This is a genomic window from Murdochiella massiliensis (assembly GCF_900059565.1).
In the GTDB taxonomy this organism is placed as follows: Bacteria; Bacillota; Clostridia; order Tissierellales; family Peptoniphilaceae; genus Murdochiella; species Murdochiella massiliensis.
Genome location: NZ_FIZW01000002.1, coordinates 21,582 through 36,608 on the forward strand (window position 1 = coordinate 21,582; position 15,027 = coordinate 36,608).

The window sequence follows — 15,027 nt, forward strand, 5'->3', positions numbered from 1 at the left end:
CTCAATGGTTTGTTTGATGTGGTGTTGCAGGGGATGGGCGTTTCGGTGATTCTTCGCTATGCTGATTCGGCGGCACAATGGTTTTTTCCAGTTGCTTTCCTTTTCGATCAAAGCTGACAATTTGAGTGCTGCCGTCCGGAAGCTCCGTCTTTTCGATATAGCTACCGTCATCCTGATTGTATTCGCGGATGGTGGTTAACCCGTCTTTCGTAAAGGTCTCGGAAGGAATGGTGGCGCCCAATTCGGAAACTTTGGTCGGCACCTGACGCGACCAATCCTCCGGAACAACACCGTTGAATTGCGAAGGATCATAGTCAGATGGGCGAACGAGGAATACTTTCGGCACGCGAAGGCGTGCAGGCGTTTTATCGCTTGCCAGTAAATCGTTTCGCGCATCCAATTCGCGGAAGAAATAGGCGGTATCTTCCATTTTCGGCGCTGTTTCCTTGCTTACCGGAATCACCAGAACGCCATTTCCGGCAACTGTAGCAGAAGTCGGTATTTGTCCCGTAATATTAGACACTTCGGCCTCATAAACTCCTTCCGGAATGGGGAATTTTTTCGCCTCCCGTCCTTCATGAATGATCTCGTGAATATTGGCGTAAATGTTTGCGGGCGTACGAGAGTCCCCAACAAGGGAAATCAGAGCATTGTCTGCACCAACCCAAACCGCTGTAGTATAGTACGGCGTCGTTCCGGCAAACCAAAAGTCCATGTTGTTATCGGTGGTACCGGTTTTTCCGACCAAGGCCATCTCTCCACCGGTTACCGTGTCATTCGTAAAACCGTCCTGCAACACATGACGTAATGCATCCGCGAGTTGATAGTTCAGTTGGGGAGGCAGAACCTCAACGCCTTGGTGTTTATTTTCATAGTATACTTTTCCACGGTTATTCGTGATTTTCGAAATACTCATGGCGGGAATACGGGTTCCATGATTACCAATGGCCTGGTAGGCTCCGGCAAGATCGAGAGAGGTTAATCCTTCGGTCATGGAGCCGATTCCCATGGCCAAGTTTTCATCATTATATTGGCCGTCTTCCGAGGCTTCGATAAAGTGATCCCGATCCGGGTGTTCGCGGTTGATAATGCCGTACCGAGCCAGATATTCTTTTGCCGTGTCAATTCCGATTTTTTGCAGCCAACGCACGGCTACCGGATTGGAAGAACGGACCAATGCTTCCTGCATGGACATCATTCCGCGATAGCGCAGATCGACATTGGTTGGCCAGTTGCTGTTTTCCAATTGCTTAACCGGCGCATCGTCCATGGCCACACCCTGGTTATTGCCGGCCGCAATGGCCCCGGTATAGTCGGCAATGGGTTTAATGGACGAACCCGGTTGACGCGGATAACTCGAAGCGCGGTTGAGGAAATGGCGGTCATCCTGTTCACGTCCGCCGATGATGGCACGAACTTCCCCTGTTACCGTGTCCAGAACGGTAAAAGAAACCTGCGGCTGTTTCACACCGACATCGTCATAATCATAGTAATCGCGATTGAGCACCATTGCGCCGTCGTCACGAATCGAAAACAGCGGGGTGGTATTGGAATCGAGAAAAGCTTTAGCAATATGCATGGTGCCGTCGGCATCCACCTTGAGGTATTTTTCTTCGATGGGGATGGTCCCTACGCGATGAGAACGGAGTACGTCATTATCGTCAACGGTATAGTAATCCATGATATCGACGTAACCACTATAGCCGCGCAGGCGACCAGGCTGGACGGTAAGATCTCCTTTTTCATCCAATTGGAATTGATTGGCCGGTATAATTACACGACCTTTTTCATCCAAAAGATTGGACTTGCGGTAGTAGAGAAGTGCATCGTTTCGCCCGATAATATTTCCGTAATCATCGTAGCGAAGATCAAGTTTTAAAGGAGATACGTCGCCCGTGGGCGAAGTGAGCGAAGTGGTCAGGGACGCTGTCAAGTCCTGTAATTTACGCTGCAAATCCATATCTACGGTGCAGGTGATGGTCAACCCGCCATACATCAGCAACTGTCTTGCCTCTTGCCGGGAGATGTTTTGGGTGTCCATCAATGTCCAGACCGCCTGCTCCTTGACCAAATCGGTAATATACGTGGAAAGATTTTGAACTCGTTTTTCTGGCGCATCGATCGTCTTCGATACATCGGTATTGATCGCTTCCGTATATTCCGCTTCCGTGATAAAGCCGTTTTTCTTCATCTCCGAGAGCACCCATTTCGCGCGCTCGTATGCAGGCGGATTGTAGATAGCAAGATAACGCTCACCATTGATTTCCGTTTCATCCAATACGCGCTCATTGGTCACTTCCGAAGGACGATAGGTGGAATAGAGTGCATAGCGCGAAGGCGCAGGAACAATACTGGCCAGTGTTGCACATTGTGCAAGGGTCAAATCCTGAACATGTTTGGAGAAATAGATCTGTGACGCAGCTTCCACGCCATAGGCATTTTGACCGAAGAAAATACGATTCAAATATGCTTCCATAATCTCTTTTTTATCCAGCTGGTCATCAATCTGGTAGGCCAGAAACATCTCTTGAATTTTGCGTTGCCAATTGACATCGTTGCTTAAAAACACATTACGCGCAAGTTGCATGGTAATCGTGGAGGCCCCACGCATATCCCCGGAACGAAAGAAGTCACGGATCGTGGCCGCGATGCCGTAAAGATCGACGCCGTCATGGTGAGTAAAACGCTTATCTTCCGCACTGATGAAGGCGTTGACCAGATTTTTTGGGATTTGTTCGTAGGGTACTATTTTTCGGTACTCAGCGGTATCAATCTGTTCGATCAGATTGCCGTTCATGTCCACAATTTGTGAGTTTTCTTTCAGATTGGACAGCAGCAAATCGGGATTCATTTTCGGTGCCGCTTTAGCCACTTCCAACATTGCTCCCGCCAAATAGCCAAAAAGAATGGCTAAAAAAATCAAAAAACTCAACACGAAAATGGCAATAATTTTTCGCAGTTTCGAAAAGGTACGTTGAACCATGTTTATCTCCTCACGTGAAACAGTTTTTTCTTACTCGTGTGTACAGCAGTTTTGCCCATTTTACCATAAAGTACACACCCTTTTGCAGGGGAGAAGAAGGACCTGCTCACCTCTGCGTTGAAACGATTGAAGCCGGGAGCCGGTGGCTTTCTTCTTGCATCCAAAGCATAGCGCAGGAGTATGGTAAAATAGTCAAGAAAGAAAGGAAAGAGTGAATGACGTCGAATAAAACGATGCAGAAACAGCGTGCGCTTCTGGTCTTCGCTTTTCAACAGGAAAAGGAGAGCGAAAAACAACGTCGCCTTCGTGAGCTGTCGGAAATCGTACGCTCGTGCGGAGGCGAGGTGGCGACATGCTTCAGGCAAAATCTATCCCATTATCATCCGGCAACGCTGATTGGGAAGGGGAAAGTACAGGAGATTGCGACATTTGTCGAGGAGAATGCGATTGATGTCGTTGTTTTTGAGCAGGAGCTTTCCGGGGCGCAGCGTCTTCATCTTTCGGAAGAGATTCCTTGCCGTGTTCTGGATCGTGTGGACTTGATTCTTGATATTTTCGCCCTTCGTGCACAGACAAAAAAAGCTAAGGTGGATGTGGAACTGGCACAGTTGGCCTATCGTCTGCCCAATCTTCGTGGCTACGGAAAAGACCTTTCTCGTACCGGAGGGGGTATCGGCACGCGAGGCCCCGGTGAACAGAAATTGGAAACGGATCGGCGAAGCATAGAACAGCGCATGAAACGGCTTCGACAGCAACGTTCCCGCATTACCGCACAGGAACGTGAATCCGGAAAACGCCGTCGGCAATCGTCTTTTCCTATCGTGGGACTGGTAGGCTATACCAACGCGGGAAAATCGACCATCATGAATGCGCTCATCTCCTTATTCGGCGAAAAGGAAAAAGAGGTTTATGCGGATGATCGTCTGTTCGCTACACTTGAGGTCAGTATGCGGCGCATCGCCCAGCCCGGAAAGAAAGCGTATCTTTTAGCGGATACGATTGGCTTTATTCATGATTTGCCGAAAAAACTAACGGCTCCTTTTGCGAGCACACTGGAAGAAATTCGTTATGCCGACTTACTTCTTCATGTCGTGGATGCCGCAGAAGAAGGCGCAAACGAACGCATCGAAACGGTGCAAAATAGGATACGCTCTTCACCGCAGGACATTCCCGTCCTGTACGTGCTCAACAAAATTGATCTGGGCGATGACAGCGTGATGACACCGCCGGAACAGACCATTCGTATCAGCGCAAAATGCGAAGAGGACATTTTCCGACTTCAGGAACGTATCCAGGAGGTGTTGGCGGGCGAGACGAAATTAGCGGAGAAATCAATATGAGCTATCGCAGTTTGCTACGCGACGCAGAGGTGCAATTCACCATCAAAAAATCGCAGTTTCTCGGCTATGCGAGACGTGTAAAAACGGTGGAAGAAGCGGATGCCGTATTGCAGGAAATCAGAGCGGCTCACCCGAGCGCCACGCACCATTGCAGCGCGTACATTCTGGGTCACAAAGGCGTATACCAAAAGGCTGACGACGACGGTGAACCTCAAGGTACAGCCGGCTTACCCATGCTGGAGGTTTTGCGGCGAGAAAAGCTCGATGACGTCCTCGTTGTCGTGGTGCGTTATTTCGGAGGCATCAAATTAGGTGCGCCCGGTTTGGTACGCGCGTATACGAAGGCGTGCAGCAATGCACTGCAATCGGCTTCACCGGTATTCTTTTTTCCTTTCCGCGCGGTGACCCTAACCTATGCCTATCCCGTTCAGGGCAAATGTGATTATGCATTGCGCAATTATCGGGAAAGGACGCGTACATATGGAGAAAATGTGACCGTGGGGTACTGGCTTCCCGTAGAAGAGATTGACAAGATTCGATCCACGCTGTTAAATTTGACCAGTGGACAAATCGAATGGATCGATGGAGATGAAGTCGCTTTTCCGACCGATGAGATCGGACGACCGGTAGAACGAAAGTAGGAATTATGTCAGGACATAATAAGTGGAGCAAGGTAAAAAACGTTAAGGGCAAGGAAGACGCAAAGCGCGCCAGCGCATTTACGAAGATCAGCCGTATGATCATGGTTGCGGTTCGCGAAGGCGGCGGTGACCCGGACTATAACTCGTCGCTCAAAATGGCTATCGAGAAAGCCAAAGCCGAAAATATGCCTAATGACAACATCAACCGTGCCATCAAGAAGGGGCTCGGCGATCTGGACGGACAAGAATATAGCCATATTATTTACGAAGGGTATGGCCCGGAAGGCGTTGCCGTGATCGTATCTTGTCTGACGGACAATAAAAATCGTACAGCGGCGAATGTGCGCCATTATTTTGATAAATACCGTGGCAACCTCGGAACCAGCGGATCGGTTATGTTTCAGTTTGACTACAAAGGTATTCTCGTCACCGATGATGAGGGAAAAGACGAGGATACAGTAATGATGGACGCCCTGGATGCCGGAGCGGAAGATGTACGCCACGAAGAAGGCAGCTACGTTTTGCTGACGGATCCGACGCAGTTTTCCTCGGTAAACGAGAAGTTGGTCGAGGCGGGATATGCGTTCAGTGTCGCACAAACCGGCTACTTTCCGAAAAATACGGTTCGTATTCAGGAGGAAGAAAATCAGAAATTGATGGATACCTTGGTGGACGTCATGGAAGACGATGATGACGTTCAAGATGTTTACACCAATTGGGAACAGGAATGAAACGAATAAGCGGCGTCGTTTTTACCCTGCTCTTTTCCCTGTTCAGTCTCGGGGTTTCTCTTTTTTCGGTTGCCTATAATACGGAGGGGTATCGTGCGTTTCAGCAGCGCTTCGCGATAGAAGAGGCCACCGGAAAACGGCAGCAGGAACTGGATATCGTTAACCGCGATATCGTTCTTTACCTGCAGACAGGGGAGACTTCGTGCATGACCGATCATTTCGGCGAAAGGGAATGTGCACACATGGAGGATGTCTACGCGCTGTTTTCTTTAGCCCGTGTCGTTAGTCTTGTCGGTATTGCTGGGGCAGCCGTGCTTTTGGTGGCTCGTGAACGAGACATTCACCCTCAGGTGTCCTATGTCGCTTGGGTGACCCAGGGGCTCCTTTTTCTTTTGCTTGCCGTGCTGGCTTTTTTGGCGGTGCAGTCTTGGGAGAAGGTATTTACTACTTTTCATCACCTCTTTTTTCGCAATGACTTATGGATTCTTGATGCGGAAACCGACCTGATGATTCAGATGATGCCTGCGCCCTTTTTCATGGCTTTAGCAAGGGGGATTGCTCTTCGCTTTGTGGCGTGTGCACTACTCGGTCAGGGGCTATGGACGCTTGCCGGACGAGACCGTGTCTCGGGAAAGAAAGGGATGCCGAAAGGAGAAAATGATGTTTGAATACACCGGAGATGGCGTTGCGTTTACACTTTTCGGCTTAGAAGTGCGATGGTACGGGATTTTAATTGTTATCGGAATGCTTCTTGCGGTATTGCTCAGCAGTCGTGAATCCAAACGAAAGGGTCTCCCTGAGGATGTTGTGTATGACCTTTCTCTATGGGTACTTCCGTTTGGAGTAATCGGCGCACGTCTTTGGTATGTGCTTTTTGAGCCGCAGCGCTTCTCTTCGCTGTGGGATGTTATCAATTTACGATCCGGCGGTCTTGCCATTCAGGGCGGCGTGATGGCCGGCCTTTTGGTAAGCTGGATTTATCTTCGCCGACGAAACTATTCTTTTTTGCGCGTGGCGGACTGCATCATTCCGTTTTTACCGCTGGCGCAGGCGATCGGCCGTTGGGGGAATTTTTTTAACAATGAAGCCTACGGCTACGCGGCGGACGTTCCTTGGGCAGTCATCATCAATGGGGAAGCGCATCATCCCACGTTTTTTTATGAATCGGTTGGCGATTTTTTGCTTTTTCTTTTTTTGTGGTATACCTTGCGCAAGGGAAAGAAAGCGGATGGGCAGACCACGATGTTATATTTTGTTTTCTATGGCATACTGCGCTTTGTCGTAGAAGGCTTTCGCACGGACAGTCTGTACTTCGGCTCGTTGCGGGTAGCCCAGCTGTTATCGCTCGTCGGCGTATTGCTCGGCCTGCTCGGCTATATCGTGCTTTCAAAAAAGAAAAATGAAGCCTCGATGATGGATAAATAGAGAAACTGCTTATTAGATCCGGCATAAGGACGGAATATCATCTTTTTTTGGATGATTTTCCGTCTTTTTTTGTTTCTTTGCTTGCTAAAAGGTGAGGAGTTGTCTAAAATGGTATCAAGAAGGCAGAAAGTGGTAAAAAGTGGGAGAAAGTGGAATGTTTATCGGAGAGTACAACCACAGCGTAGATACGAAAGGACGCGTTTCGCTTCCTTCTCGTTTTCGTGAAGATCTTTCCGACACTTTCATCATCACAAGAGGTATGGAAGGGTGTTTGTTCATCTACGACCAAAAACAATGGACAGTTATGGATGAAAAAATCAGCCAACTCCGTTTAACGGAAAAAGCGGCGCGTAATTTCTCGCGTGCGTTTTATTCCGGGGCAATGGAAGTCGCCTGCGATAAGCAGGGACGATTTCTCATCCCGCCACAACTCCGTGCCTTCGCCTCCATCGGACGTGATGCGGTGATTATCGGTGTTTCGGATCGTATTGAAGTCTGGGCGAAAGAGAAATGGGAGAACTTTGTCTCCTCTGATGCGATGGATCTGGATGCGTTAACCGAGACGTTGAATGATGACGGCTTTGATTTGTAGGAGGCTGAAATGTCCTTTTCGCATATTCCGGTGTTATTAGAGGAAACGATTGCGGCACTTTCCATACGTCCGGACGGCCTCTATGTCGATGCCACGGTAGGAGGAGGCGGCCACGCCATAGAAATTGTCAAACGACTTTCTACCGGAAGGCTGCTTGCTCTCGATCAAGATGAAGAGGCTCTTGCATCAGCTAAACACCGCCTGACACCGTGGGCCGAGAAAACGACCTTTGTGCATACCAATTTTCGTCACTTGGGAAAGGTTCTCGATGAATGCGATATGCCTAAAGTGGACGGAATACTCATGGATATCGGCGTGTCCTCCTATCAGCTGGACACGGCGGAACGCGGATTCTCGTATCATAACGATGCTCCGTTGGATATGCGCATGGATCAACATGCGGATGTGCAGACGGCGAAAGACATCGTCAACACGTATTCGGAACAGGAACTGACAAACTTATTTTATCGGTACGGTGAAGAGCGCTGGTCGAAGCGAATTGCTCAATTCATCGTAGTTGAACGAGGTGCGAAGCCACTTGAAACATCCTTCGATCTGGTCAAGGTCATCCAAAAAGCCATCCCTAAAAAAGTGCGCATGCAGGATAAACATCCTGCAAGAAGGGTGTTTCAAGCACTTCGTATCGAAGTAAATCATGAACTGGATGCTTTGGAAACAGGCCTTCAGCAGGCGGCGGAGCACCTTGCTCCGAAGGGAAAGTTATGTGTGATCACCTTTCATTCCCTGGAAGATCGCTTGGTTAAAAATGCATTTCGGCAACTTGCTGAAGGACCGCAACTGCCGGCAGGCTTACCAGTCAAAGCACACGAGTATGCATCATCTTTTCGCGTAAACACGCGAAAATCGATTGAAGCTTCTATACGAGAAAAAGAAGAAAACCCTCGAGCTCGTTCAGCAAAACTGAGGGTGTTGGAACGTCTCGCGCAGTAACAGGAGGAAGAAAATGGATACAGCAGCACTACGTCAGTCGGAAACTTTCGGCTTTCCGTCATCGCGCGAGATGCCGTCACCGCGAAAACGCTTGACGGTTGTTACTCCTCGACAACGGGAAGTTGTGCTTGAACGACGCAAAACGCGTACCACGACCAAAACTAAAACAAGAACCATGGCCAAGACGAAAGTCAAGACTCTTAGTCGTGCACAGGCTCAAGCACGAAGTCATGTGCGCGTACGTGTGTTTTTCTGGATCGCCGTCAGCTGTGCAACGGTGGCCACGGTGGTGTTGCTCATTACAAGCCTGCTGCGCTATAATGAACTGTCCGGGCTTAACCGGAATATACGAGAGACGGCTACAGAGGTGGAGAATCTGCGAGCACAACATGATACGTTAACCATGCAGTTAGCACCTTATATCGAGAATTCGCGCATCGAAAATCTGGCTAAACGTCGCTTGGGTATGCGCTATCCGTCGAAGGAACAGGTGCTTTCCGCTGTGCGTGATCCCGCCATGATGAGGAAAGATCGTACCGCTTTCGTTTTCGACCAGAAGACGACGATTGCGGCAAGTCCGCAACATGAGGAGTAATGCGGCGGGGTGAGCGATTCATGAGAAAGAACCAAAAGAACAATACGCCGAGACGAGTAAATCCGCTTGCACGCGTGCGATTCGTTTTTCTTTTCGCATTGCTCATTGCCATCGGATTCCTTGCTCGGCTTTTCTATTTACAGGTGATTGCCGGTCAACCTTTTCAGGAGGCGGCTTTAGCGCAGCGCCGACGGACGATCGCGATTAAACCGAAGCGCGGAACGATCTTTGATTCGGCGAATCGCCCGATGGCGGTATCGGTAATGGTAAATACCGTTTATATCTTTCCGGAGGAAATTGACGAGAAGGATAAAAAGGAAACCATCGATCTTCTTTCGTATATTTTGCACTTGGATAAGGAAACCGTCGAGAATGCCTTATCTTCTTCCCGCTATGATGTCCCGTTGAAGACCAAGTTGACCCAGAAAGAGATTGATCAGCTGCAAAGTTCAGGACTTCGCGCATTTCGTGTGGTACAAGAGGCCGAACGTTTTTATCCGAATGAGGATGTTATGGCGCAATGTCTGGGTTTTGTGAATGATGCGGGATATGGTGCGTATGGTCTTGAAGAACAGTATGATGCCTTGTTGCGGGGGAAAGGGGGACAAACTACCCTTTCCCGTGATCTTGGTGGAAACATCATTCCGACGGAATCCGTGGAACGATATGCTTCTGAAGAAGGGCAAAATCTGCATCTGACGATGAATTTGGATGCGCAACGCATTCTTTCTGAAGAATTGCGACGGGGATTAAATGATTCCAAGGCGGATGCCGGAACGGCGATTCTTATGAATCCCAATACAGGCGAAATTCTCGCTATGGAGAGTTATCCTTCGTTTAATCCCAATAAGCCCTATGCGCCTGCGACGGGAACAGGAGAAGCATCCTGGAAAGCAATGAGTGAGGAAGAGCGACTTTCTCAGCTCTACGCACGGTGGAAAAATCCTGCAGTTTCAACACTTTATGAACCGGGATCAGTTTTCAAAACGCTTACCGCCGCCATTGCGCTGGAAACAAAATCGTCTTTGCCGGAATCACGCTATCTTTGCACCGGGAAAATTGAGTTATCACCCGGTGTGTGGATTCGCTGCTGGCGGCATGATGATCCGCACGGGTCACAGACACTGGAAGAGGCGCTAAATCATTCCTGTAATCCGGCCTTTGTACAAGTTGTGCGTGACATCGGTCGTGACAATTTCTATTCCTATCTTCAATCGTTGCGAATGGGACGTATAACGGGCGTGGACTTGCCCGGTGAGCAGGCATCCCTTTTTCCGGATACGATGGAACAGCTGGAAAGTATACAGATGCAGACGATGTCCTATGGTCACGGAATTTCCGTTACCCCGTTGGAAATGATGGCTGCCGTGAATACGGTAATTAACGGCGGATACTATCGCACCCCACATCTCTTTGCATCCTCATCCGCTCAGGATGGAAAGGTACTGTCCCAGTATCATGAAAGTGTAACCGATCCTATTTTTTCTCAGGAAACAGTTGAGATGATGCGCCGGTACATGCTCAGTACAACGCAGGCGTCACAGGCGAAAGTGCTGCGTATTAAGAACATAGCTATCGGGTCGAAAAGCGGTACGACCTTGTTGCTGGAAAATGGAGAATATTCCGACAAAACGATTGCGTCCCTTTACTGTTTTTATCCTGCCGAGAAGCCCGAGACAGCGCTTTTTGTGGTTGTTCATTGTCCGAAGACCAAGACCTTTGGCGGTGAAGTGGCAGGTGAGGTGAGCGCAAAAATTGTGGAACGCTTATTGGCTCTAAAAGAAAACGGTAAGGAAAATAAACAGGAAGGGCAAGCTGTTCCCGATATTTGCGGCAAGACCGTGGAGGAAGCCCGTGTGTTATTGCAAAAAGCCGGTTTTTCTCTCAGCGTCTATGGTGCAATGAATGATTTCACCCTGATTGATCGACAAATTCCTTCCGCCGGTACGGTCAGCCCGTTCCAAAGCGTGATAGAATGTCGTCCGGATGCCAATGTGCGTTTTCGCGTGCCATCCCTGGTGGGCATCTCAGCAGAAAAAGCGAAACAGATTTTACGTCAGGCAAACATCCGCTTTTCGTTCAACGATGCGGATCACGGCATGATTATTACTCAGGATCCGGAGGCGGGTACCATTGTCGATAAGGAAACCGCCCTTGTTCTCACTGCAGATCCTACGGTGAATGACTCTTCCGAACAAGAAGAGAAAAGTTCATCAACGGTTACGGATGACCAGAGGACGTCGATAGAATAGGAAGAGAGGAGTACATGGCTACATTGAAAGCGACTTTTCTATGGGGATTGCTGGCGGCCTTTTTATCCGCCGCAGCAACCTATTTTTGGATTCGCTTTTCCCGAAAAGAATCGTTGGGGCAGGAAATTCGTGAAGAAGGAAACAAGGCGCATTACAAGAAAAAAGGTACACCGACGATGGGAGGTGTTGCTTTTACCGCGGTGTTTTTACTTCTTATTCTCTTTTTCGGGAAGGGAAATGTTGCGACGCTGTTGATCGCTCTTTGTACATTGGGTTTCGGCGCGATCGGTTTTCTGGATGATTGGAAGAAATTCAAGAAGCGGGAAAGTGAGGGTCTGACCCCTCGGCAGAAACTGTTGTTGCAATTCGCTTTTGCGGCTGTGCTGCTGGCAGTAAATTACTTTTTCTCTTCGGAGATGGCTATCCAGACTATTCCTTTCTTCGGCTGGCAATGGGAACTTGGCTTGTTGAGCATTCCCCTGCTGGCGTTTATTATGGTCGGTACGGTGAATGCGGTGAACCTTACGGATGGCCTGGATGGCCTATGTGCCGGTGTTTCTCTGCCTGTGTTTTTTACGATCGCTTTTCTCAGCCATATGACGGTTGCCAATGAAGACGGTGTGGCGACTGCGGCGATGCTTTTTGTAGGAGCATTGGTCGGATTTCTTTTTTTCAACAGCCATCCGGCTTCGCTTTTCATGGGCGATACGGGTTCAATGGCAATCGGCGGCGCATTGAGTGCGATGATGATGGTGATGAATCGGTTGCCTTTTCTGCTTGTGCTGGGAGGTGTTTACCTCGTGGAAGCTCTTTCGGTGATCATCCAGGTCACCTATTTCAAGCGTACCGGGGGAAAGCGGATTTTTCTCATGAGCCCGATTCACCATCATTTTGAACTGAAAGGTTACCCGGAAGAAAAAGTCACGGCAGCTTTCTCGCTTATTAGTATTTTGCTCTGCCTGCTGACGGTTCGGGTTTGGTAGTTTCCGGACTTTGCCGGGAAAGGATAGGATAATGAACTTTAAGACAACATTAAATGAAAAAAAGGTTCTGGTTTATGGCATGGGTGTTACCGGGCAGTCGGCGCTACGCACACTGCCGGAGGCCGGATGTTCGATTACCCTTTATGTGGATGGCGGCTTGACGGAAGAAGACAAAGCATTTGTGGCTTCTCTTGCTCATCCTGAAATCATTACGGTGGTAGAAGACATTGCCTCCCTTTCGTTGGATCCTTTTGCTTTCATTTTGCGCAGCTCCGGCATTTCCTTTGCGACGCCGTTGGTGGAACGTGCACGCCGTGAAGGTAAACCGGTCTATACGGATTTGGAGATCGCCTATCGTCTCTTCGGTGGGGAAAATATGATCGCCATTACCGGTTCCAATGGGAAAACAACGACGACATCGCTCATCGAATGGATTTTGCGTCATGCCGGGAAAAAAGCCATCGCCTGTGGTAACATCGGTCTTCCGATTTTATCGACCATGCGAGAAGCGGAAGAGGGGACACTGTTTGTGACGGAATGTTCAAGCTTCCAGCTGGAAGCGGTCCAACAGTTTGCTCCGCATCGCGCAGCAATTCTTAATATCACTGAGGATCACTTGGAATGGCACGGTTCATTTGAGGCGTATGCAAAGGCAAAAGCGGCCATTGCGCATGCACAGAAGACGAGGGATACGCTGTGGCTATTGCCCGATGATACCGTGACACACGATGCGGTAAATCAGGTAGGCACGGAAGCAAAGATCATACAGGTGGATCTGCATACGCCGTTGATGGAAGACCTTCGTCAGGGGAGAAACTGGCACCTGGTCGGGGAGCACAATATACAGAATGCTGCCTTTGCCGTAGCGATTGCAAAAGATCTGGATATTCCGGAAGACACCATAGTTGAAGCCCTCTCGTCTTTTCATCCCATTGAACACCGCATGGAAGATGTCGGCACCGTTTTGGGCGTGCGCTATATCAACGACTCCAAAGGCACCAACGTGGACGCGACGGTAAAAGCGCTTTCTGGAATTCATCAGCCGATCCTGTTGATTGCCGGCGGCTATGACAAAAATGTCTGTTTTGATGCCTTTTTTGAAGCCTTTCGCCCACATGGAAAAAAACTGTTGTTGATCGGTCAAACGGCGCAAAAACTGGCAAAAGAAGCAAAAGAAAAGGGACTTGGCGATCGGGTTGTGATTGCCGAAACGCTTAAGAAAGCGATGGACTTGGCAACGACTATGGCGGAAGAGGGGGATTTGGTCTTGCTTTCCCCGGCCAGTGCAAGTTGGGGTCAATATAATCATTTTGAAGAACGCGGAGAGGAGTTCCGTGCATTGGTGAAGGCATGGAAGGAAAAGAACGAATAGAAGGTAACCGAACGAAGAATGGCGGGCAATATGCAGAGAGGAAGCGGAGTAACCAAAAGAACAAAACAGGGGGGCATGGATCACTTTCTGTTCCTCCTTGTGCTCGCTTTGTCTTTTTTCGGTGTTCTCATGGTCTTCAGCGCGAGCGCGCCTTATGCGCTCAAGCAATTTGGTGATGCGAAATACTATTTTCTTCGTGACCTTGCGTTTTCCATTCTTGGTTTGTTCGTTATGTGGGTGGTTTCGCACATCAACTATCGTATCTATCGTCGTTTTGCTCCTGTTCTTTACGTGATTGCCCTTTTTACCTGTGTGCTCGTTTGGGTTCCGGGCATTGCCTATCCGGTAAACCAGGCTCATCGCTGGATTCATCTTGGGCCGGTAACCTATATGCCGTCAGACGGTTTGAAAATTGCTTCGCTGATTTTATTGACGACGCTGTTAACCAGAAAGCCGCCGGAAAAACGAGGGGATTTGGCCACGCTTTTCGCAGTTATGTTGTTCATCGGGTTTACGATTTTGCCCATCTACATCCAACCTAATTTTTCCGCTGTTATCGTGATTGCCGCTGTACTTCTCTTTGTTTACTTTGTTTATGGGATGAATCTCTGGCATCTTTTTCCCATGATCGGTATCACCCTTGCCGGATTGGCTTTCGCTTTTTGGCCACGGGAGGGAAACTATCGTTTAGAACGTCTATTGACGGTTCTCGATCCGATGCGCGATCCTACGGGCAGCGGATGGCAATTGTTACAATCTCTCTATGCGGTCGCATCCGGCGGCTTTTTCGGGGTCGGTTTCGGTAGAAGTGTGCAAAAATTTGATTATCTTGCGGATGAGCCGCATAACGATTTCATCTTTGCCGTGATTTCGGAAGAATTGGGCTTTGTCGGCGCTCTGCTGATTATTATCGGGTTTTGCCTGTTGGCCTATCGCGGAATTGTTATCGCCAAGAAAGCAACGACACGCTTCGGTCAACTTCTGGCCTACGGACTGACGTTTATGATTTGTTTTCAGGCCATGGTGAACATCGGCGTCGCTATCGGTCTCGTTCCCACAACGGGAATCACCTTGCCCTTCATCAGCTACGGCGGAAGCTCGCTTCTGGTCATGAGCGTCATGGTCGGCATATTGTTGAACATTTCGCGGGATGCGTAGAAGG

13 protein-coding genes are annotated in these 15,027 nt (G+C 49.1%); 12 read left to right on the plus strand and 1 reads right to left on the minus strand.

Going from position 1 to position 15,027, the window contains the following annotated elements:
• Position 1: 1 nt before the first annotated feature.
• On the minus strand, positions 2–2,983 hold the full coding sequence (locus BN3910_RS01715; RefSeq protein WP_066923739.1) for a transglycosylase domain-containing protein: 2,982 nt from the start codon (positions 2,981–2,983) through the stop codon (positions 2–4).
• A gap of 215 nt (positions 2,984–3,198) precedes the next feature.
• On the opposite strand from BN3910_RS01715, the gene hflX reads away from it, so the two are divergent.
• The 12 genes from hflX to ftsW all read left to right on the plus strand — a co-directional run bounded on the left by hflX (position 3,199) and on the right by ftsW (position 15,023).
• On the plus strand, positions 3,199–4,323 hold the full coding sequence (gene hflX / locus BN3910_RS01720) for a GTPase HflX (protein ID WP_066923741.1): 1,125 nt from the start codon (positions 3,199–3,201) through the stop codon (positions 4,321–4,323).
• A complete protein-coding gene (locus BN3910_RS01725) occupies positions 4,320–4,964 on the plus strand; it encodes an IMPACT family protein (protein WP_066923744.1) in 645 nt (214 codons plus the stop codon). Before hflX ends, BN3910_RS01725 begins: the two co-directional genes overlap by 4 nt.
• A gap of 5 nt (positions 4,965–4,969) precedes the next feature.
• Complete coding sequence (locus tag BN3910_RS01730) at positions 4,970–5,695, plus strand: YebC/PmpR family DNA-binding transcriptional regulator (RefSeq protein WP_066923746.1); 726 nt, start codon at positions 4,970–4,972, stop codon at positions 5,693–5,695.
• Complete coding sequence (locus tag BN3910_RS01735; protein ID WP_066923748.1) at positions 5,692–6,363, plus strand: TIGR01906 family membrane protein; 672 nt, start codon at positions 5,692–5,694, stop codon at positions 6,361–6,363. The genes BN3910_RS01730 and BN3910_RS01735 overlap by 4 nt, the downstream gene beginning before the upstream one ends.
• Entirely contained in the window at positions 6,356–7,120 is a 765-nt protein-coding gene (gene lgt / locus BN3910_RS01740) for a prolipoprotein diacylglyceryl transferase (RefSeq protein ID WP_066923750.1), read from the plus strand. Before BN3910_RS01735 ends, lgt begins: the two co-directional genes overlap by 8 nt.
• 154 nt (positions 7,121–7,274) lie before the next feature.
• Positions 7,275–7,712: a division/cell wall cluster transcriptional repressor MraZ gene (mraZ, locus tag BN3910_RS01745; RefSeq protein WP_066923752.1), complete on the plus strand. Its 438-nt coding sequence runs from the start codon at positions 7,275–7,277 to the stop codon at positions 7,710–7,712.
• Positions 7,713–7,721: 9 nt separating this feature from the next.
• Positions 7,722–8,663, plus strand: a complete 942-nt coding sequence (gene rsmH / locus BN3910_RS01750; RefSeq protein WP_066923754.1) for a 16S rRNA (cytosine(1402)-N(4))-methyltransferase RsmH — start codon at positions 7,722–7,724, stop codon at positions 8,661–8,663.
• Between the two features lie 13 nt (positions 8,664–8,676).
• Positions 8,677–9,258, plus strand: a complete 582-nt coding sequence (locus tag BN3910_RS01755) for a cell division protein FtsL (RefSeq protein WP_066923756.1) — start codon at positions 8,677–8,679, stop codon at positions 9,256–9,258.
• A 20-nt stretch (positions 9,259–9,278) separates the two neighbouring features.
• Entirely contained in the window at positions 9,279–11,510 is a 2,232-nt protein-coding gene (locus tag BN3910_RS01760) for a peptidoglycan D,D-transpeptidase FtsI family protein (protein ID WP_066923758.1), read from the plus strand.
• 14 nt (positions 11,511–11,524) lie between these two features.
• Positions 11,525–12,493 carry a phospho-N-acetylmuramoyl-pentapeptide-transferase gene (gene mraY, locus BN3910_RS01765; RefSeq protein WP_082790256.1) on the plus strand — a complete coding sequence of 323 codons (969 nt, stop codon included), beginning with the start codon at positions 11,525–11,527 and terminating at the stop codon, positions 12,491–12,493.
• A gap of 31 nt (positions 12,494–12,524) precedes the next feature.
• A complete protein-coding gene (gene murD, locus BN3910_RS01770) occupies positions 12,525–13,865 on the plus strand; it encodes a UDP-N-acetylmuramoyl-L-alanine--D-glutamate ligase (RefSeq protein ID WP_066923759.1) in 1,341 nt (446 codons plus the stop codon).
• 30 nt (positions 13,866–13,895) lie between these two features.
• On the plus strand, positions 13,896–15,023 hold the full coding sequence (gene ftsW, locus BN3910_RS01775) for a putative lipid II flippase FtsW (protein ID WP_075968019.1): 1,128 nt from the start codon (positions 13,896–13,898) through the stop codon (positions 15,021–15,023).
• Positions 15,024–15,027 lie beyond the last annotated feature (4 nt).

Bases quoted from the DNA above. Each gene is read 5' to 3' on its own strand.
- BN3910_RS01725 (WP_066923744.1), top strand. From the start codon at position 4,320: ATGAGCTATCGCAGTTTGCTACGCGACGCAGAGGTGCAATTCACCATC.
- BN3910_RS01755 (WP_066923756.1), top strand. From the start codon at position 8,677: ATGGATACAGCAGCACTACGTCAGTCGGAAACTTTCGGCTTTCCGTCA.
- mraY (WP_082790256.1), top strand. From the start codon at position 11,525: ATGGCTACATTGAAAGCGACTTTTCTATGGGGATTGCTGGCGGCCTTT.
- rsmH (WP_066923754.1), top strand. From the start codon at position 7,722: ATGTCCTTTTCGCATATTCCGGTGTTATTAGAGGAAACGATTGCGGCA.
- BN3910_RS01715 (WP_066923739.1), bottom strand. From the start codon at position 2,983: ATGGTTCAACGTACCTTTTCGAAACTGCGAAAAATTATTGCCATTTTC.
- mraZ (WP_066923752.1), top strand. From the start codon at position 7,275: ATGTTTATCGGAGAGTACAACCACAGCGTAGATACGAAAGGACGCGTT.
- BN3910_RS01730 (WP_066923746.1), top strand. From the start codon at position 4,970: ATGTCAGGACATAATAAGTGGAGCAAGGTAAAAAACGTTAAGGGCAAG.
- hflX (WP_066923741.1), top strand. From the start codon at position 3,199: ATGACGTCGAATAAAACGATGCAGAAACAGCGTGCGCTTCTGGTCTTC.
- lgt (WP_066923750.1), top strand. From the start codon at position 6,356: ATGTTTGAATACACCGGAGATGGCGTTGCGTTTACACTTTTCGGCTTA.
- ftsW (WP_075968019.1), top strand. From the start codon at position 13,896: ATGCAGAGAGGAAGCGGAGTAACCAAAAGAACAAAACAGGGGGGCATG.
- BN3910_RS01735 (WP_066923748.1), top strand. From the start codon at position 5,692: ATGAAACGAATAAGCGGCGTCGTTTTTACCCTGCTCTTTTCCCTGTTC.
- murD (WP_066923759.1), top strand. From the start codon at position 12,525: ATGAACTTTAAGACAACATTAAATGAAAAAAAGGTTCTGGTTTATGGC.
- BN3910_RS01760 (WP_066923758.1), top strand. From the start codon at position 9,279: ATGAGAAAGAACCAAAAGAACAATACGCCGAGACGAGTAAATCCGCTT.